This window comes from Oceaniferula spumae (genome assembly GCF_042849255.1).
GTDB classification, from domain to species: Bacteria; Verrucomicrobiota; Verrucomicrobiia; order Verrucomicrobiales; family Akkermansiaceae; genus Oceaniferula; species Oceaniferula spumae.
The window spans coordinates 3,575,098-3,591,921 of sequence record NZ_AP026866.1; the positions used below are offsets into that span (position 1 = coordinate 3,575,098).

A 16,824-nucleotide genomic window follows, 5' to 3' on the forward strand; every position below is an offset into this window, starting at 1 on the left:
CTGGAAGAAGTTAGAGGTAATCAGTAATTAGTTAGAAAGGTTAGTTCGGTAATCTTGGTAGGTGAAACCTTTCGGCGGACTATACATCCACGCCCAGTCAGCCTCTTGAGTGTCTCGGTTGGGTCGGCCACCATCGTCTGAGCCGTTGACACCTATCGAGTATATGAGCGGAGTGCCGTCTTGTTTGACCCGGTATTGTAGCGGCTCCCCGTTGACCACGTCTGTGGGAACGGATGCCAAGAAATCGGGGGCAAGAGGCGCTAGGGTACTGGGATAATTACCTTGCGCAAGGTGGTAGCGTTCCAAGGCGATGGCCACGCGCATGTTGTGGATCTTTGCTTGGCCTTGGAGAGCTTTGGCGACCTGACGGGCATGCATACCCATGTTAGGTAAATGGGTGATAAAGTCGTTAAACCATTCCGTTTTCAGCGGATTTTTTCTATTCTGAAATGCATGGTAATGACTGATATCGAGTTGATGATTGGCGGTGCCTTGGGGATGGAGCAGGATTTCATCGTATGCTTTGAGTAGACCGGCGTATTGATACACATACCAGCCGTGTGGGATGGACTTACGTGCGTATTCGATGGCCCTCTCTTTTAGGCTCGGTGTTCCTGTCGCGCCCAGCAAGAGGCTGAACTTCGCGCGTTGTTCATCGAGATGCTTCGGATTATCGATTAGCATTTGAACTTCACTGGCGGCGTAAGCAAACTCACCACGCATGGCATGGATAAATTGCCGACGAAGATCGATTTCCTCCAAGTGTTTCTCCAGGCTAAGTAGCTGCGCATCATCCCAAATTTTAGCATTCAGGCCCTCCCACACAGAGTGGCTGATCACATTCAGAAATGCATTGTAGTAGAGGAAATCGAGCAGCAGTTCAGGATCTTGAAAATGCTTGGCGATTTGAATCTGGGTGATGGTGTTCAATAGCGCCTCCGAGGCTTGACCGGAATGAATGTTGAGGATCGCTTTGCAAGAGTAGTAGCTGGCAATATTTCTGCAGACTGAGCTGTATTCAGAGATGATTCGTGTATGACCGTTAATGTCTTTGGCTTTGGGTAATTGCTGGTGTGGCAAGGCCGCTGCTTGACGCAGGGCTAGCTCGCGGGCTTGAAAAGTTTCTAACAATTTGATTCCGTGGAGAGCAAGTTCGCGCTGATTGCCTTTCACGGTGGGATCAAACCATAGCGAAAGATCAGAGGGGACGCCCATCAGATGGAACCCCTTGTTGCCATTGTTGAAAATTCCAGCATTCTTCACAAAGCCGCTGTATCCTTCTTTTGTGGGAGTGGTTAACTTTTCCGGGTAGCTGTTGTTTTTCTCCGCGAGCAATGCCGGATCCGTGAAGAAGTTGCCTTCGATGGGTTCCACAGGCAGATCGGTAGTCAATGTATCAGCCGTATCATCATATTGATACCAAGTTGTCATCACTTTCTCGTAACTCGCTTTTGCCGAGTAGTTGTAAATGAGATATCCGAGATAGATAACCAAGGCGGCTACAAACGGACCGAACGCAGCCACTTTACCACGGTGGCGCCAGAGCCAGAGGGTCTTGAGCTTCGTCAAAGGTCTCGGAATGCGCATACGCTGGAACGCTGGCAGAAATGCGCGATGAGGGAAAGAGGCTTGTCAGAAAAATGAGCCTTACTCTACGGCTGAATACCCTCAGTCCTGGCCTCCACCGCACGCTGGAATGCTTCGCGGTCGCCGTAACGTTTGATAGAGAATTTCACACAACGGCGTTGGCCTGGGGCAGGAGACCAAGTGGCTTGCCAAAAGTGGTAGGTGGTGCCGTTTGAGCTGCAGACGGTGATCTTGGAAACTCCTACCACCCCCGAGCTGTTGCGCTGTGAGCGCTCACAGATGCGAGCCTGATCGGTGAGTTTTTCCAACAGGGCATCTCGCCAGCGGCGGGCGGCTACCAGGGCTCGGTCCGGGTGACCGTGCAGGCGGTCGGCAAAGAATTTGCCATACTTGATACCTCGGCGCTGCATTCTGACCTGCCAGCCATGCGTGCCGGCATCGGGGAGGTCGATGCGGGCAATAGCGTAGTTCTCGCCTTGGCTTTGAGTCGGTCCGGTCATAAATGCGTGACCGAATTTGCCACGGATGACGGCGGGTGTCAATTTTCCGCCTTTCCGACTGTGGATGTTCAAGGTCTTCGAGTGCGAATTATCTCCCATTTCCTTCGTAACCGTGCTTCAACGGTGCTGCCATGGCTGGAATAGTTGTTAAACCACGCGCGCGTGTCTTTCACGGACACGATTGGGTCTACGCGTCTGAAATCCGCAAGCTCTTCGGTGAGCCGAAACCAGGCGAGGTAATCTCGCTCAAGGACTATCGCGACCGCCCTCTGGGAACTGCGATCTATAATCCAGACTCACAGATCGTAGCGCGCCGTATTTCACGCCGGAAACAGAAACTCGACGAGGAGTTTTTCGAACGCCGTATCGGTCAGGCAATTGCTTTACGCGAGCGGTCTGGCATCGACCCCCGACTAGCCCGTATCATCTGGAGTGAATCCGACGGGCTGCCCGGAGTAGTGGTGGATCGCTACGGTGATCATCTCGTGTTGCAAACACTGACACTGGCGATGTATTTAAACCGAGAGCTGATCGTGAAAGTGCTCGTGGGTATGCTAAATCCTGAGTCCGTGATTCTCAGGAACGATTCCCCCATGCTTTCAGCCGAAGGTATTGAGGAGGAAATTACCATCATGCACGGTGAAAGACCTGGTCCGTTTGTGGTCGAGGCTCCTACTGCCGATGGTGGTGTAAAGTTTGAAATAGATTTGTTAGATGGGCAGAAGACCGGACTGTATTTGGATCAGTTAGATGCACATCGCGAGATCGCAAAGCTGGCTAAAGGAAAACGTGTGCTCGATTGTTTTTGTAACCAAGGCGGTTTCGCCCTCGCCTGTGCCAAGGCCGGAGCCGCGAGTGTCACTGCAGTGGATTCATCCGAACCAGCGATCGAGGCGACCCTCAGAAATGCCGAACTCAACGGGGTTGAGATCAATGCGGTCAAACACAACGCCTTTGATTTTCTCAAACACTGTGAGGATGAATACGATATCGTCATTCTGGATCCTCCATCGTTTACCAAAAACAAAAAGAGTCTGAACAATGCTATGCGTGGCTACAAAGAGATCCACCTGCGTGGGCTCAAGCTGTTAGCCAAAGAGGGTATCATGGCGACTTACTGTTGCTCCCACCACGCCACACGTGAACTGTTTCTTGAAAACATCGTCTCAGCCTCAGTGGATGCCAAACGCTCTCTGCGTATGGTAGCCTCACACGGTCAGCGACTCGATCACCCTGTGCTGCCAGCGATTCCAGAAACGGAATATCTCAAGGGCTTCGTGCTTCAGCTGATGCCATCGCGATAGACAGCTGATATCACGGTGCGAGCAGATTGAACGGCCATGCCGGGATATTGCGCAGCACGGTGAACAAAAATATGCCACCGATCCCAAACCAGATCCATTTTCCTGTTAGGTTTGGAAAGGCCGGGGCTGGTTTCCCAAGTATGGTGATCCGCACGATGAGATAAATACAAAGGGCTACGAAGAGAAGAGCCCCACAGGCGAGAATGGCGTTATGGTCAAGTGCCTCGAGCCAATTTCCGGCCACCAGATCTTGGGCACATCGAGTGCCGCCGCATCCGGGGCAGTGCAGACCCGTGAATTTTCTAACACCACACTCGGTGCCTTTGCTTCCCTGCCAATTGGCGATCGACAAAAAGATCACCGCCAGTCCGATGGCCGTCAATGGCGGCAGCAAAGGCCAGAGCTGACGGCGTTTCATCGCGCGGCTAATTTACGGATAGCTTGTGCCAGGGGAGGTGGCGATAGCTGCAATCACACCGATGATCATCAACAGTTGCAATGCGATGCCAATATACCCGGTGACTAGGCCGGCTATAGCCATGCCTTTACCTGCGATTGGAGTAGCGCTGTTATTGATTTTTTTCAGCGACATATGACCGCAGATAACAGCAGGGATCCCAAAGAGGGCCCAGAGATAACAAACTACCACGGCCAGAATGCCACATACGAGGCTGACAATGGCGAGTGTATCCGTGGGGATCGTGCCCACGTAAGGTTGAGGCTGCCCGACGTTGGTTTGAGGAGAATTGTATGGATTCGCGGTGCCATCGGCGGCTCCGGTTGCAAGCCCTGCATTTTGAAATTCTGACACGTCTTTGAGCGGTAGCCAATCGGTCATGCCTTCGCGCCAAATGATGGTGCTGGCATCAATTTGCCCGGTGGAGATCAGCGTGCGTACTTCCAAATCAGAAACCGGACCGTGCTGGGTGTTGTCTTTGCCGTAGAACCATTCTGCCATAACTGCGCACAGCATTGATAAAATGGAGGCCACGCGCAACCCATAAATCATGATCAAGTGTGGATTCTCTATGCGATGATTATGCGGACAAACTCGGAGATTGATCGGGTCATCCGTAAGGATATAGTGCGGCTTCATGACGACACTGGCCATCGCGATTGGAGCATTTGTTTTTTACCTCATTGCGTACAACACCTACGGAAAATGGCTTGGTAGCAAGATTTTCAAGTTGGAACCCAAGGCGAAGGTGCCGTCCATCGAGCTGGAGGATGGGAATGATTATGTGCCCACCAGCAAAGGCGTGGTCTTCGGTCATCACTTCACGTCAATTGCAGGCACGGGTCCGATCGTTGGGCCGGCACTGGCTGTGATGTGGGGGTGGCTACCTGCGCTGATATGGGTGCTGGTGGGCTCGGTATTTATCGGCGCGGTGCACGACTTTGGATCCTTGATCGTGTCTATGCGGAATCGCGGCCAGACCGTGGGTGACATCGCAGGGCGGGTGATATCACCTCGTGTTAGAGTGCTTTTCTTGCTGATCCTTTTCCTCGCGCTGACCATCGTGCTGGCGATTTTTGGTTTGGTGATCGCATTGGTATTTAAAGATTACCCACAGTCAATCGCACCCTGTCTGCTTCAGATCCCACTAGCTGTCATCATCGGTCTGGTGATCCATCGTCGAGGAGGGAATATCTTGTTAGCATCGGTGGTTTCACTGGTTCTGATGTATCTTTCCGTGATCTACGGCGATGTCGGCTGGCTCGGTGCGATGAACACCTATCTGAGAAATTGGGATCTGATGACTTGGGTCAGTGTTCTGTTAGTATATTCCTACATCGCATCCGTTTTGCCGGTATGGTTGCTGCTGCAGCCGCGTGATTATATCAATTCTTTGCAGCTGCTCTCTGCTCTCGGTCTGGTGGTCATCGGTCTTGTCGTGGCCGGCATCTGGGGTGGTGCGGCCGTCGAGGGTGTTAGGCCGTCATTGGAAATTGCTGCACCAGCGCTGGAGAGTTCACTGGAGGCCAAGCAGCTGCCGATGATTTTCCCTTTCCTATTTATTACCATCGCCTGCGGTGCGATTTCCGGATTTCACTGCCTGGTGTCGTCTGGCACATCGTCCAAGCAGCTGCGTTGCGAAACAGATGCCCGCTTCGTAGGTTTTGGATCGATGCTGACCGAGGGGTTTTTAGCGGTGTTAGTAATTCTCGCCTGTGTTGCCGGACTGGGATTAGGCATCAAAGGAGGCGATGGTAGCATTCTCTTGGGCACCGATGCCTGGGATGCCAGATACGCAGGCTGGAACGCCATGGGGCTGGGCGCTAAAGTCGGTGCCTTCGTCGACGGCTCGGCCAATTTTCTCAAAGCCATGGGGATCCCAGCCCATTTTGCGACCGCGCTGATGGGCGTGTTTGTGGCATCCTTCGCTGCCACTACCCTTGATACAGCTTGTCGTCTCCAGCGTTACGTGGTGCAGGAACTCGCAGCTGGGTTATTGAGAAAAGATAATGAGTCTGAGACTCCTCAACCTATTTCTCTGGGAGCGAATCCTTTCAGCTGGTTGGCGAATAAACATGGGGCATCCATCTTCGCCATCGCCATTGCATGGTGGATGGCGTCTCTACCCGCCGCTGCTGGAAAACCCGCTGGCACCGGTGGTATGATTCTCTGGCCATTGTTTGGAGCGACCAATCAATTGCTCGGAGGTCTCGCTTTCTTGGTCATTATTTTCTGGATGAGACGCAGAGAATTACCGGTTTGGTTTGTCACCATTCCAGCGTGTTTCATGCTCGTTCTTCCTGCCTGGGCGATGGCCCACCAGATCTTTGTTTCGGCCATCGGATCTACCCAGAGTTGGATTAGTCAGGAGCGTTGGTTGTTGGTCGGAATCGGTTCAGTATCCCTGCTTTTGGAACTCTGGATGGTGATCGAGGCTGTGTCGGCCTGGAAACGGACAGGTGTTTCCAAGGGAAGCGTGTGAGGTTTTTAACAAGCGTATTAAACGGGTGTTTCTAGGTTCGTAGCATGTGCTCAGACCTTGTGAAAACAGGCTGTTTCTGCATTTTTATCCAGCTGGCTAAATAGGTTTAACTGTCTGTATTTCAATCAACCTTAATCATTAGGAGGTCTTCTTTTGTAAAGAGGTCTTACTGGTTGATTTTGGTATAACGGAAAAACAGGTTAACATTGTAAATCCATATAATTGGGCTGTTTGCAGGCTTTTTGAGGTGTCTCGTTTTCGTTCATGTTTGAGGAATCAAACAGGCGATTAATTGTCACGAGTTCTTGTTGTTTTGGTGATCTGAAATGCTCCGGATGCGAGCAATTTGCGCTTCTTAGGAAGAGTGGATAGAAAATGAACTGTTCCGCACTGGATGTGACGCGCCCGTCAGGCTCAGTGCACTACCCAACCCCACCAACCCACCCCAACAACATGAACATGAAACATATCACCGCAATGGTTGCCGCATCGGCTGCCATCACTGGCTCCGCGTTAGCGCAGTCAGTCACCGGTACACTGGCCCACTGGGACTTTGTAGACGGAGTCCAAGGTCAGGCCTCGCTAGCGCCTGAGAAGAACGGCATCGATTGCGTAACACCTAAGAAAGTCTATCCAGAAGGTCTCGGCTACAGCTGGAGCACGATCGACAGTGAGGACGGCACCTATTACGGAGCTAACTGCTTCGGCTACTGGAACGCAAACGATTGCGTCATCTTCGATGTCAATTTCGCCAACGAAGCTGTAGGCGCAATCACCGAAGTCAATTTTGACGTCGGTAACTACGGCAAATACACTGGACGATATTCCGATTGGAATATCAACGAAGTCGAGCTTCGTGTATTCAAGAACGGCACAGAGATTTCCTCACGTGGCCAGTTCATCGCAACATTCGATGACGGCACCGCAAGCAATCCATGGACAGCCAGTTCTGATCAGACATTCGATGTTAGCAGCCTCGGTCTGACCTCCGAAAATGGCAGCTCTGATACCTTCAGATTCGCCATTTTTGTCACCGACGATAAATACAGCTCAAACTACAGCCGTATCGCTCTCGATAACTTCCGTGTGAACGGACATGTCGATTGTGTGCCGGAGCCAGCTTCCGCAGCTCTGCTCGGACTTGCAGGTTTCGCAATGCTTCTGCGCCGCAGACGCTAGTTTGGTATTACTGGGCTTTGGGTGCCACAGTTGCAATCTTACCGCAGTCACCTTCAGGTGGCTGCGGTTTTTTGTGCCAACCGAATGGGCAGCATCGGGCCGACTTCGCTCTCGACACCCTCTATGGGCACGTGGATAATCCCACTCATGCGCGTTCGATTTCTGATTCTATTCATGCTGGGCCTGGCAGGGTTCTCCGGCGTAGCTGAAGCCGCCCCTAATCAAAACCACCTGATCCTCTGTGGTGGACCCGCTTTGCGGAAATGGGAAGACCTTCGAGTGCAGCGTGACCAACACGACAGATGGTGGGCAAACTTCGTCAGGGGCTCAACTTTGCGTATGGTGGAAATCCGCCGCGCTTACGGTCCTGATGCTCCGATTACGTGGATGGTCTACCGTGCTGGCTACGCAGAGCGCGGGCGTGAGGATGGTAAGCCATATGTTAAGTGGATCACTGAGCTCGCAGCTAAACGCAAAGTCACTCTGGTATGGGTGCATACCGGCACCGATGTCATTAATACGATCAACCGCCAGCCGTCTCGTTCAGTAGTCACGTTCGATTTCTTCGGTCATTCTAACAAACACTGTTTCCTGCTCGATTACAGCTGCGAAATTATCGGAGTAAGCAAGTCTTGGATCCATGAGAACGATCTTTCCCGCATCAAAGGGGGAGTCTTTTCCCGCAATGCATCTTGTCAAAGCTGGGGCTGCCACACCGGCGAGAGCATGAGCGCGGTGTGGAAACGTGCCGTGGGCATCTCAATGATCGGTGCCAGAGGTAAGACCAATTACGAACCTGTTGGACAAGGTCAGATGCCATCTGTCTCAGGTCAGTGGGTGCGTTAACCTTCGCTTGATCTCCCCGCTTTTTATTTTCCTATACTATCTAACTGAATACATGAAATACGACGAACTGCATCGCATTTACAGCCTGCCACTTTTTGAGCTACTGAAGAAATCCCGTGAGGTCCATGAAGCGCATTGGCCACAAAACGAAGTGCAGCTCTGCACCCTGCTTTCCATCAAGACAGGTGGCTGTTCCGAAGATTGTTCTTATTGCTCGCAATCAGCCAGACACAGCAGTGGTTTGGAAATCGAGCGACTGATGGAAAAGGACGCGGTGATGGAGCGTGCCAGAGCCGCTCGTTCGAGTGGATCCACCCGTTTTTGTATGGGTGCCGCTTGGAAAGGTGTACGTGCCGGGACCAAGCGCTTCGAACAGGTCAAAGACATCATCGAATCAGTTTCCGAACTTGGCATGGAAGTCTGCGTCACTCTCGGTGAGCTTGGAGCAGAAGAAGCTGTTCAGCTCAAGGATGCCGGTGTCACAGCCTACAACCACAACGTGGATACCTCACGCGAGCACTACCCTAACATCGTCACCACCCACACCTACGATGATCGACTCAATACCATCCGCCACGCCCAGAATGCTGGCATGAGCATCTGCTGCGGTGGCATCCTCGGTCTCGGTGAAAATGCGGAGGATCGTCTGAAAATGATCGAGGTCATCTCCGAGTTCAATCCACAGCCAGAAAGTGTACCGATCAATTCCCTGATGCCGATGCCTGGAACACCGCTTGCCGGATCAAATCCAGTGGATATTTTTGATGTTGTTAGAATGATTGCAGTCGCACGCATCGCTTGCCCGAACGCCAAGGTTCGCCTCTCAGCAGGTCGCACCCAGATGAGCGAGGAAGGTCAGGCCATGTGTTTCTTTGCTGGAGCCAACTCCATCTTCTACGGTGATAAACTTCTCACCGCGGAGAACCCAGCTATCAAGAAAGACCTCGAACTCATCGAGAAGCTGGATCTTAAGGCACAAGCTCCGAACCCATCCATGGAGTCTCCAACGATGGACTGCGAGCGTCCTGCTTCACCGGCACCCTGTGAGTCGAATTCACCCTGCTGCGGTTAATTTGAATCAGTTCTGGCTGCTTTTGTTCCCATGCACATTGCCATCACCGGAATCGGCCTGACCTCGGGGCTCGGCGACGGACCACAGACACATGCCGAAAAAATTGCCGGCGGTGAGAACAATCTGAAACCCTTATCGTCTTTGTTAGATGGCGATTCGGAATACGGTGATCTCAAGGCATCATGGATTCCCCAACGTGAACTTCTCCGCTCCAGGAAATGGGCACCCGCCTCAGTGTTGTCTCTCCATGTCGCCAGACAGGCGATCATGGACGCAGGTCTGACCACGGATGATCTTCGCGATGCAGCAGTCATTGTAGGCAGCAGCCGTGGAAACATTGCCGGGTGGGTATCCCCTTGGCCGGGTCGCCGACCCTTCGACCTCATGGCGGCGAGTAACTCGATGCACGGTGAGCTAGCCTCCTCCGTGAGCATCGAATTCGGCATTCGTGGCCCATGGCAGGTCATTTCCAGTGGCTGCGCCGCTAGTTTGGATGCGTTGGGCATGGCGAATATGATGATGCGCCAAGGCATGGTGAAGCGTGCCATTGTGATCGGCGTAGAGCTGCCTCTATTACCGGAAGTTCTCGAAGTTTACGCTAGAACCGGAGTTCTATCCTCGTCAGCAGTCAATGATCCATACTCACCTGAAACCTCTGGGTTTTTCCCTGGTGAGGCAGGTGCTGCAGTTGTGTTAGAATCTTTCGATTCACCTGCGGAAAAGCCCTCCGCAGTGTCTTTGACTGGCTACTGGTGTAACTCAGACGCAGACTCACCCATCGGCATGCCGGAGGATGGAGCAGGCCTCAGGGACTGCTTGCGTAAGGCTGTGGCGGATCTTGAAAATGAACCCACCATCGCCGCCGTATGCCCACACGCCAGCGGCACCTTGCTTCACGGTAAAGCTGAGCTGGCAGCGCTGCGCGAGTCGCTTCCAGAAAATCAGAAGGTTTCACTTCACCCGCTCAAACCCTTCACCGGACATACCGTTGGAGCGAGCGGACTGCTCGATACCGCGATTCTAGCTCATTTCCTCCGTCAGCAACAGCTACCCGCCAATCTCCCGGGACTCACCGAGCCGGATGATTTCACTCTGACACCTAACAAAATTGATTCGTGCGGGTCTACTGTGCTAAAGATTGCTGTCGGCATGGGAGGCCATAATTCGGTTGTTTCTCTGCGGTCACCCGATTTCTCCTGATGCACATTCACATCTCATTAGCCAAACAAGAGCTCCAGTTGTTCGACGATCGTGAACTGGTCGCCAGCTATACCATTTCCAGCGCTACAAATGGGATTGGTTCTGTGGAAGGAAGTCTCTGCACGCCTGTGGGGAAGTTTGAAATAGGCGATAAAATAGGCGCCGAATCAGAAAAAGGAACCATCTTCAAATCGCGGATCCCTGTGGGTGTCTGGGACGGCACCGTCACAGATGAAGATATGGTGCTCACGCGCATTATGCGACTCAATGGATTGGAAGAAGAGAATGCCAATACCTTCGACCGATACATCTACATTCACGGCACAACCCTAGAGCACCGCCTTGGCCAGCCGGCCAGTTGTGGTTGTATCCACTTGAGCAACGATGACGTCATCGATCTTTTTGATCGAGTGGATGTAGGAACAAGCGTGGTGATCGAGGCCTAAAGAGCTCCGGCCTGATAGCGGCGGATGATTTCTGCACAGCCGTCTTCTAACATATCAGCCACAAGTTCGAAGCCATCCGTTCCACCGTAGTAGGGATCAGGGACTTCAGTTTGCTGATTATCCGACCGGGTGCAAAAGCTGGTGAAATTTTTGACCTTGTCTCGATACCCGCCGTCAGGGTCCAGTGCTGTGACCCGTGCATGGCTGTCATCGTCCATTGTCAGGATGAGATCGAAGTCTTCAAAATCCTGTGCGGTGAAATGACGGGCACGACCATCGCTAGCTATGCCTCGCCCTTGGAGTGTGGCACACATTCTCCGGTCAGGCCCCTTACCGATGTGATAATTGTGAGTGCCAGCCGAGTCGATCCGGATTTCTTTTTCGAGACCAGCCTCAGTCACACGATGGCGAAAAATATTTTCCCCGGCCGGAGACCGACAAATGTTGCCCATACAGACAAAAAGCACGTTGAAAGGCGTTCTTGGCATGATGATTGAATGTTGTAGGATCACCCCCATGCTGGCAAGAGTTCTGTGGGGAATGTGGGGGATACTCGCGGCATGCACGGTGGTTTCCGCTGAGGTGATCAAACCGAATGTGTTGCTGATTCGTATCGATGAACCACCGACGCCGGTTATAGGTGAAGCTGGAGGCTCAATACCTGAAGTATTCGATTTCGATCAAGTTCTGAATGCGAACTGGAAGAGCGAGCGAGGAACCTGTTTGGCGAGCCCAGGGCGTTCAGCCGTGCAAGCGGCCCTTTTGTTTGGCACTCCTCCTCTGCAACACGGAGTAGTCGCGGATCTCGACTGGCGGCGGAAAGCCGTAGCTGCGCAAACTCTCGCCGATCAACTGCAAAAAGCTGGCTATCACACCGCATTTTACGGAACCTGGGGTTTGGGATCTGCTAAGCCGTTTGATCCCCAAAGCCGAGGTTTTAGTCAGGCTCAATACTTCGAAACTGCAGCAAGTGATACACTCACCGACATCTGGGGGCTGTCGAAAAACGGGATGAAATGGGTCTTTGATAATCCGCACCCTGAGAAACCCTACTTCGCCTACATTTCCCAAGGCCATCATCTCACCCGCGAGGTGATCACCGCGCAATTAGAGGAATGGATTTCGCGCAACGCAGGTATTTCAAATCGGCCAACCGTGGTGGTCATTCTCGAAACCGGCAAGAGCTCTGAGAAATCACCTCGAGGCATTGCACCGGATCAATACTACTACCCCGCCAAGTGGTATTGCTTTGTCCAAGGAACCTCGGAAATTAACGGTGAGATCAAAACCGATTGGGATCTTTACCATCTTATTCAAAAAGTGTTAGGGGAGCCAAAGTCGAAAAAACAAAGCGTGATGGTTTTCCACAAAGCCTGCTGGTCAGTCTCCGACTCCCCGGAAAAGCACCGCCATCGCGGCTCACTAGTCATCGACAGAGATCTGGCCTTGATTGATGGCTTGAGGTTATTTCCAGCCAAGGACTTGGCTCCCGATCTCACTGCAGAGATGGATATTTCTGAACACAGCAAACAACATCAGCACCTCCTAACAGTGCATGCCAAATGGTGGCAAGGAGCCCAAGCAGCCTTAAACGATCAGCGTGCATTCGAAGTGGGTAAAACCGATGCTGAGAAACTTTCACTTACTGCATTGGACTGGCGAACATCGAAAATCATCCACCCCGATGGCTCGTCACCTCTGTCTGTTCCCATGGTTTACCAAGAAAATCTGATAGAGGTTCTGGATGCCCTGAAAACTAACGCGGAATACAGAGAAACATTCCCCGCTTATTCCGGCAGCTGGGCAGTTAATATCACCCGATCTGGAAGATACAAAATCACAGCCAGCTTGTTGCCAGAAGGTGTCGAAGGCGAGAAACACAAAAATCTGAAAAAGTTGGAAGGGGGGCAGGCCCATATCAAGTTAGGCCGGAACGAAGTGCAACTCAGACTTCACAAAGGAGCCACATCCGTCTCCGTACAAACCGATGCCGATCCCGGAGTAACTGATCTGGAGTGCTGGTTCACCGGTCAACTTCCTCTGACAAGGGAACTGGGAGCCTTTTTTGTCACCATTGAACGCGTCGGTGATAAGAAATTTGATCTCAAGGCAAAGGCTGCCGACTCTCCCTAACATTGCGAAGACTGCTGCCGACTAACAGTTTAATGTTTAGCGTTCTGTTGTCCCGCTACGACCTTGCTTAAACAACAGCCACAAGAAGAAAGGACCACCTAGCAAGGCGGTGATGATGCCCACGGGGATCTCGGCGGTTGTGGCTAGGCTTCTGGCCAAGGTGTCACAGAGGGCTAAAAAGATCCCACCGAAGAGAAGGGCGGCGGGAACGAGATACTTGTGATTGGCGCCTATGATAAGACGACAGATGTGTGGCGCCATGATGCCGACAAATCCGATCGGGCCACAGACGGTGACGATGCCGGCTATCATCAGAGAAACGGCGAGGAACAGAATGATACGCATGCGCTCGACGTGTAGACCATAGCTGGCGGCGAGGTCGTCATTGATCGTGAGCAGGTTCAATTCTCGATGAAGCAGTCCGGTGATCAGGGCCCCGCTGAGAATGAAAGGGAGCACTTGTAGGACGGAGTCGAAACTCGCACGGCTCAGATCACCCATCAGCCAGTGGATGATGCGGAAGGTATTTCCGATGTCGCCGAAATACTGCAACAGCAGAATCAGGCTGGAAAAGAAAAAGCTAATTGCCACACCTCCTAACAGCATGGTGTGAGGCGATGCATTTCCAGTAGCTCGGGCGATGCCGTAAACCAAGGCGATAGAGCATAAGGCACCGACAAGAGCCGCGAACGAGAGGCTGGAAAACCCGAGGATGGTTAGATTGATGCCGAGGAAAATGGAAACTGTGACACCCAGCGAGGCCCCACCTGCCACTCCGAGGGTGAAGGGAGTGGCCAGTGGGTTTTGGAAGATGGCTTGGAAGACAACGCCACCCAGTGATAGTCCGATGCCAGCCAGCATGGCTAGCAGAACTCTGGGGACTCGGATCTGCCAGAAAATGATCGCGTCAAGATCGCCTGCGCCGGGTCGGCCAATAACATCCCACGCCGGCCGGTGCCCGCCTAGCCACGGCATAGTAATGAGTGTTAGTATTGCCAGGGGGAGCAGCACCAACAGAATAAACTTCATTGGCGACTTAGTCATGACTGGTAGCGGTGTGGCGATGGTGGCTGGGAATAATCATCGGACAGCCACTTTGTGGGTGTGGTTGAATATCCCAGGTAGCGTCAAAAATTTGCTCCAAGTTCTCGGTGGACATGAACTTATTCGGCGCGGCATCTAACACAATGCGTCCATCTTTCATACCAACCATGCGATCGAAATCCATGGCCGCCCAGTTCAGGTCATGGGTGACGGTGATGACAGTGGTGTTGCTTTTTCGGCCGATCGTACTGAGCAGGCTCTGGATGGTTTCGCGTTGTTTGGGATCGAGGTGGGCGGCGGGTTCATCAAGAACGATGACGGGCGTATGCTGGCAGAGTGCTGCGGCGATGCTGGCCTTCTGCCGTTCCCCCCCACTGAGAGTGGCAAAGGTTCTATCCGCCAAGTGATCAATACCGATTCTGCGCATGGTTTCACGGGCGATCTCGTGTCCTTCATGATCCACGGGGATGATGCCGCTAGCGTGGGTGTAGCGGCTCATCAGCACAAACTCACGGACGGTGAATGGGATATCACTACCCAACTGCTGCGGCACGTAACTGATCATTCGAGCCAAGTCTTGGCGTTTGAATGATGTAGCTGGTTTTCCCTCAAGGCAAATGCTCCCGGAGTCTGGCGTGGCCAAGCCTAACAAACATCGGAGCAAGGTAGTTTTTCCAGCTCCATTTGCGCCCACGATGGCGATTCGCTCACCAGCGTTGGCACGAAGGCTGACACCAGCCAGCAGGCAGTGTTTGCCTGCATGCAGTGAGACGTCACTGGCCTCGATGGCGGGCGTAGGTGTCATGGTGTGTCAGCTTGAATGGCACTGGCAAAAATGTCCAGAGTGTCAGTGAAACGCGGGCCAGGAATGATGTGTTTGTTTTCATGCACAAAAATGATGCGCTGGTTTTGCACCGCCTTAAGTTCCGAGTAGGCTGCCCACTGGCTAAAAAGTTTTGCTTCGCCAAGTTTGTTCCAGACGTCTGGCTGGATGAGATCGATGATGATGTCAGGATCTAGTTCGATGAGCTTTTCACGCGAGACTACCGGGTATGCCACCGAGCCTTGGTAGGCATTCACACCACCTGCTAAAGTGATGTATTCCTGATGCACTCCGGCATTGCCTGCTGCGATCACTCGGTCCGGTTGACTGGAGTTGGTATCGCGGTCAATGCATACTAACACCCTTGGACGGGTAGGGAGATTTTTGGCTCGCTGGGTTACTTTTTCGACGCGAGAGTTGATGTTTGAAATTAAAGCTTGGGCTTTTTCTTTCCGATCAAAGGCTGCGCCAAATGCAGTGATCGAGTCGGTGATGCCTCGAGTGCTGGCATGGTCCACAGAGATGGTTTTAATTCCTAATTGTTCCAGTCTTTCTGCAATCTGGTGTTGTTCGTTGAGCAGGATCACACAGTCTGGCTTGAGCCTGAGCACGGCCTCGAAATCAAGGTCGAGATAGCCGCCGACCACAGGCTTTTCCGAGGCTTCGGGTGGGTGTTTGCAAAAGCGTGATACCCCGACGAGATCTTCCTCGATACCGAGCTGATAGATGATTTCCACGGCACTCGGTGACAGCGCGATAATACGGTGGAAGCTATTTGTTGTGGTGGCATTATCAGCTCTTGGCTGTGCCAACTGGCGGACGAAGTAGCTTGCGGCGAATAGGGCAATCACACCGACCAAGATCAGCAGGAAACGCCAAGGTATAGTCTGTGATATCATAAGATGAGCTGTTGTTGCAGCCATTCTGCGGTATCGAGAAAACTGGGGCCATCTTGAATCATATTTTCACCGCACTTGACGGTGGAAATGATGATTTTGGTATCGGGGTTCCAGTTTCTATCAGCCACTAGCTTGGTTGGATCAACGAGATATTCGGGCTCGTGGAAAAAGAGATGGATGTCTGGTTCGAGAGAGCTGACCTGTTCAAAATCAGGAGTAAAATATCCTGTGCTCTCGTTTTTGAATATTAGATCGCCCCCGGCAATGGTGATCAGGTCTTCGATATATGAGCCGCCGCCGACCGCACGCATGTGCCGGCCCAGCCATAGCTCTAAGTAAACCTTAGGCCGGTTGGTGGGTGCGGCCTGTCTAATTACATCGGCTCGTGAGCTCAGCGATGCAGTTAGTTTTCGTGATGCTTCGAGCTCGTTCATTAGGCCGCCGAGAATTCGGATGTTCTCAAGAATGCCATGAAAGCTTTGGGGCAGGGGAAGAACGAAAACGGGCAGGTTTTCCTTCGCAAGCTTGAGTGCGAGTTTGCGTTGGATACCTCCTGTTGTTAGGACAAGGTCAGGTTCAAGATTTTTAATCTGCTCTATATCGCAATTGAGATATTGTCCCACCTGAGGAACTGTTAGGTCTGGCACATAACGATCGCAATATTCAGAAACCCCGATTACACGGTCAATGAGCCCCATGTGATAGAGGGCTTCTGTGGCGGACGGTAGTAAGCTGACAATACGTGCCGGACGATCACCAATGGCGAATTGGTGGTCAATGGCTTCGCTATGGATGTTACGTGTCATGATGGAAGTGGATAGGACGCCCCCCACACACAAGGAGCGCCCTATC

The 16,824-nt window shown here is 52.4% G+C and carries 17 protein-coding genes; 8 read left to right on the forward strand and 9 right to left on the reverse strand.

Annotated features, from left to right (window positions below; genetic code table 11):
- Positions 1-27: 27 nt before the first annotated feature.
- Both ACSPJT_RS15145 and ACSPJT_RS15150 read right to left on the reverse strand, forming a co-directional pair.
- Positions 28-1,587 (reverse strand): hypothetical protein, encoded by a 1,560-nt coding sequence (locus tag ACSPJT_RS15145; protein WP_435893400.1) that lies wholly within the window; start codon positions 1,585-1,587, stop codon positions 28-30.
- A 65-nt stretch (positions 1,588-1,652) separates the two neighbouring features.
- The gene (locus ACSPJT_RS15150; RefSeq protein WP_435893401.1) at positions 1,653-2,159 is read right to left on the reverse strand and encodes a hypothetical protein; all 507 of its coding nucleotides are present in this window, start codon (positions 2,157-2,159) and stop codon (positions 1,653-1,655) included.
- A gap of 59 nt (positions 2,160-2,218) precedes the next feature.
- On the opposite strand from ACSPJT_RS15150, the gene ACSPJT_RS15155 reads away from it, so the two are divergent.
- A complete protein-coding gene (locus ACSPJT_RS15155) occupies positions 2,219-3,391 on the forward strand; it encodes a class I SAM-dependent rRNA methyltransferase (protein ID WP_435893402.1) in 1,173 nt (390 codons plus the stop codon).
- A gap of 10 nt (positions 3,392-3,401) precedes the next feature.
- Here the strand turns inward: ACSPJT_RS15155 and ACSPJT_RS15160 are convergent, their stop codons facing one another.
- Together ACSPJT_RS15160 and ACSPJT_RS15165 are read right to left on the reverse strand one after the other, a co-directional pair.
- On the reverse strand, positions 3,402-3,809 hold the full coding sequence (locus ACSPJT_RS15160) for a DUF2752 domain-containing protein (protein ID WP_435893403.1): 408 nt from the start codon (positions 3,807-3,809) through the stop codon (positions 3,402-3,404).
- A gap of 12 nt (positions 3,810-3,821) precedes the next feature.
- Positions 3,822-4,349 carry a GYF domain-containing protein gene (locus tag ACSPJT_RS15165; protein ID WP_435893404.1) on the reverse strand — a complete coding sequence of 176 codons (528 nt, stop codon included), beginning with the start codon at positions 4,347-4,349 and terminating at the stop codon, positions 3,822-3,824.
- Positions 4,350-4,485: 136 nt separating this feature from the next.
- Here ACSPJT_RS15165 and ACSPJT_RS15170 point away from each other — a divergent pair, with 136 nt between their 5' ends.
- The 6 genes from ACSPJT_RS15170 (at position 4,486) to ACSPJT_RS15195 (ending at position 11,073) form a co-directional block, all read left to right on the forward strand.
- Positions 4,486-6,330 (forward strand): carbon starvation CstA family protein, encoded by a 1,845-nt coding sequence (locus ACSPJT_RS15170; protein ID WP_435893405.1) that lies wholly within the window; start codon positions 4,486-4,488, stop codon positions 6,328-6,330.
- Positions 6,331-6,789: 459 nt separating this feature from the next.
- Positions 6,790-7,509 (forward strand): PEP-CTERM sorting domain-containing protein, encoded by a 720-nt coding sequence (locus tag ACSPJT_RS15175; RefSeq protein ID WP_435893406.1) that lies wholly within the window; start codon positions 6,790-6,792, stop codon positions 7,507-7,509.
- A 147-nt stretch (positions 7,510-7,656) separates the two neighbouring features.
- Positions 7,657-8,355: a hypothetical protein gene (locus ACSPJT_RS15180; RefSeq protein WP_435893407.1), complete on the forward strand. Its 699-nt coding sequence runs from the start codon at positions 7,657-7,659 to the stop codon at positions 8,353-8,355.
- A 52-nt stretch (positions 8,356-8,407) separates the two neighbouring features.
- Complete coding sequence (bioB, locus tag ACSPJT_RS15185) at positions 8,408-9,427, forward strand: biotin synthase BioB (protein WP_435893408.1); 1,020 nt, start codon at positions 8,408-8,410, stop codon at positions 9,425-9,427.
- A gap of 30 nt (positions 9,428-9,457) precedes the next feature.
- A complete protein-coding gene (locus ACSPJT_RS15190) occupies positions 9,458-10,627 on the forward strand; it encodes a beta-ketoacyl synthase N-terminal-like domain-containing protein (protein ID WP_435893409.1) in 1,170 nt (389 codons plus the stop codon).
- Positions 10,627-11,073, forward strand: coding sequence for a L,D-transpeptidase (locus ACSPJT_RS15195; protein WP_435893410.1), 447 nt, complete (start codon positions 10,627-10,629; stop codon positions 11,071-11,073). The genes ACSPJT_RS15190 and ACSPJT_RS15195 overlap by 1 nt, the downstream gene beginning before the upstream one ends.
- On the opposite strand, the gene ACSPJT_RS15200 is transcribed toward ACSPJT_RS15195, so the two are convergent.
- A complete protein-coding gene (locus ACSPJT_RS15200) occupies positions 11,070-11,561 on the reverse strand; it encodes a low molecular weight protein-tyrosine-phosphatase (RefSeq protein WP_435893411.1) in 492 nt (163 codons plus the stop codon). The two genes, ACSPJT_RS15195 and ACSPJT_RS15200, sit on opposite strands and share 4 nt — an antisense overlap.
- A 28-nt stretch (positions 11,562-11,589) precedes the next feature.
- On the opposite strand from ACSPJT_RS15200, the gene ACSPJT_RS15205 reads away from it, so the two are divergent.
- Entirely contained in the window at positions 11,590-13,206 is a 1,617-nt protein-coding gene (locus tag ACSPJT_RS15205; RefSeq protein ID WP_435893412.1) for a sulfatase-like hydrolase/transferase, read from the forward strand.
- Between the two features lie 36 nt (positions 13,207-13,242).
- Here the strand turns inward: ACSPJT_RS15205 and ACSPJT_RS15210 are convergent, their stop codons facing one another.
- Genes ACSPJT_RS15210 through ACSPJT_RS15225 form a run of 4 tightly spaced genes read right to left on the reverse strand, consistent with a single transcriptional unit; the run spans position 13,243 to position 16,778 of the window.
- On the reverse strand, positions 13,243-14,250 hold the full coding sequence (locus ACSPJT_RS15210; RefSeq protein WP_435893413.1) for a FecCD family ABC transporter permease: 1,008 nt from the start codon (positions 14,248-14,250) through the stop codon (positions 13,243-13,245).
- Complete coding sequence (locus ACSPJT_RS15215) at positions 14,243-15,055, reverse strand: ABC transporter ATP-binding protein (protein ID WP_435893414.1); 813 nt, start codon at positions 15,053-15,055, stop codon at positions 14,243-14,245. Before ACSPJT_RS15215 ends, ACSPJT_RS15210 begins: the two co-directional genes overlap by 8 nt.
- Entirely contained in the window at positions 15,052-15,972 is a 921-nt protein-coding gene (locus ACSPJT_RS15220; protein WP_435893415.1) for an ABC transporter substrate-binding protein, read from the reverse strand. The genes ACSPJT_RS15215 and ACSPJT_RS15220 overlap by 4 nt, the downstream gene beginning before the upstream one ends.
- Positions 15,969-16,778: a helical backbone metal receptor gene (locus tag ACSPJT_RS15225; protein WP_435893416.1), complete on the reverse strand. Its 810-nt coding sequence runs from the start codon at positions 16,776-16,778 to the stop codon at positions 15,969-15,971. Before ACSPJT_RS15225 ends, ACSPJT_RS15220 begins: the two co-directional genes overlap by 4 nt.
- Positions 16,779-16,824 lie beyond the last annotated feature (46 nt).

Bases quoted from the DNA above. Each gene is read 5' to 3' on its own strand.
- ACSPJT_RS15205 (WP_435893412.1), top strand. From the start codon at position 11,590: ATGCTGGCAAGAGTTCTGTGGGGAATGTGGGGGATACTCGCGGCATGC.
- ACSPJT_RS15225 (WP_435893416.1), bottom strand. From the start codon at position 16,778: ATGACACGTAACATCCATAGCGAAGCCATTGACCACCAATTCGCCATT.
- ACSPJT_RS15210 (WP_435893413.1), bottom strand. From the start codon at position 14,250: ATGACTAAGTCGCCAATGAAGTTTATTCTGTTGGTGCTGCTCCCCCTG.
- ACSPJT_RS15190 (WP_435893409.1), top strand. From the start codon at position 9,458: ATGCACATTGCCATCACCGGAATCGGCCTGACCTCGGGGCTCGGCGAC.
- bioB (WP_435893408.1), top strand. From the start codon at position 8,408: ATGAAATACGACGAACTGCATCGCATTTACAGCCTGCCACTTTTTGAG.
- ACSPJT_RS15145 (WP_435893400.1), bottom strand. From the start codon at position 1,587: ATGCGCATTCCGAGACCTTTGACGAAGCTCAAGACCCTCTGGCTCTGG.
- ACSPJT_RS15160 (WP_435893403.1), bottom strand. From the start codon at position 3,809: ATGAAACGCCGTCAGCTCTGGCCTTTGCTGCCGCCATTGACGGCCATC.
- ACSPJT_RS15180 (WP_435893407.1), top strand. From the start codon at position 7,657: ATGCGCGTTCGATTTCTGATTCTATTCATGCTGGGCCTGGCAGGGTTC.
- ACSPJT_RS15215 (WP_435893414.1), bottom strand. From the start codon at position 15,055: ATGACACCTACGCCCGCCATCGAGGCCAGTGACGTCTCACTGCATGCA.
- ACSPJT_RS15165 (WP_435893404.1), bottom strand. From the start codon at position 4,349: ATGGCAGAATGGTTCTACGGCAAAGACAACACCCAGCACGGTCCGGTT.
- ACSPJT_RS15220 (WP_435893415.1), bottom strand. From the start codon at position 15,972: ATGATATCACAGACTATACCTTGGCGTTTCCTGCTGATCTTGGTCGGT.
- ACSPJT_RS15195 (WP_435893410.1), top strand. From the start codon at position 10,627: ATGCACATTCACATCTCATTAGCCAAACAAGAGCTCCAGTTGTTCGAC.
- ACSPJT_RS15175 (WP_435893406.1), top strand. From the start codon at position 6,790: ATGAAACATATCACCGCAATGGTTGCCGCATCGGCTGCCATCACTGGC.
- ACSPJT_RS15200 (WP_435893411.1), bottom strand. From the start codon at position 11,561: ATGCCAAGAACGCCTTTCAACGTGCTTTTTGTCTGTATGGGCAACATT.
- ACSPJT_RS15155 (WP_435893402.1), top strand. From the start codon at position 2,219: ATGGCTGGAATAGTTGTTAAACCACGCGCGCGTGTCTTTCACGGACAC.
- ACSPJT_RS15170 (WP_435893405.1), top strand. From the start codon at position 4,486: ATGACGACACTGGCCATCGCGATTGGAGCATTTGTTTTTTACCTCATT.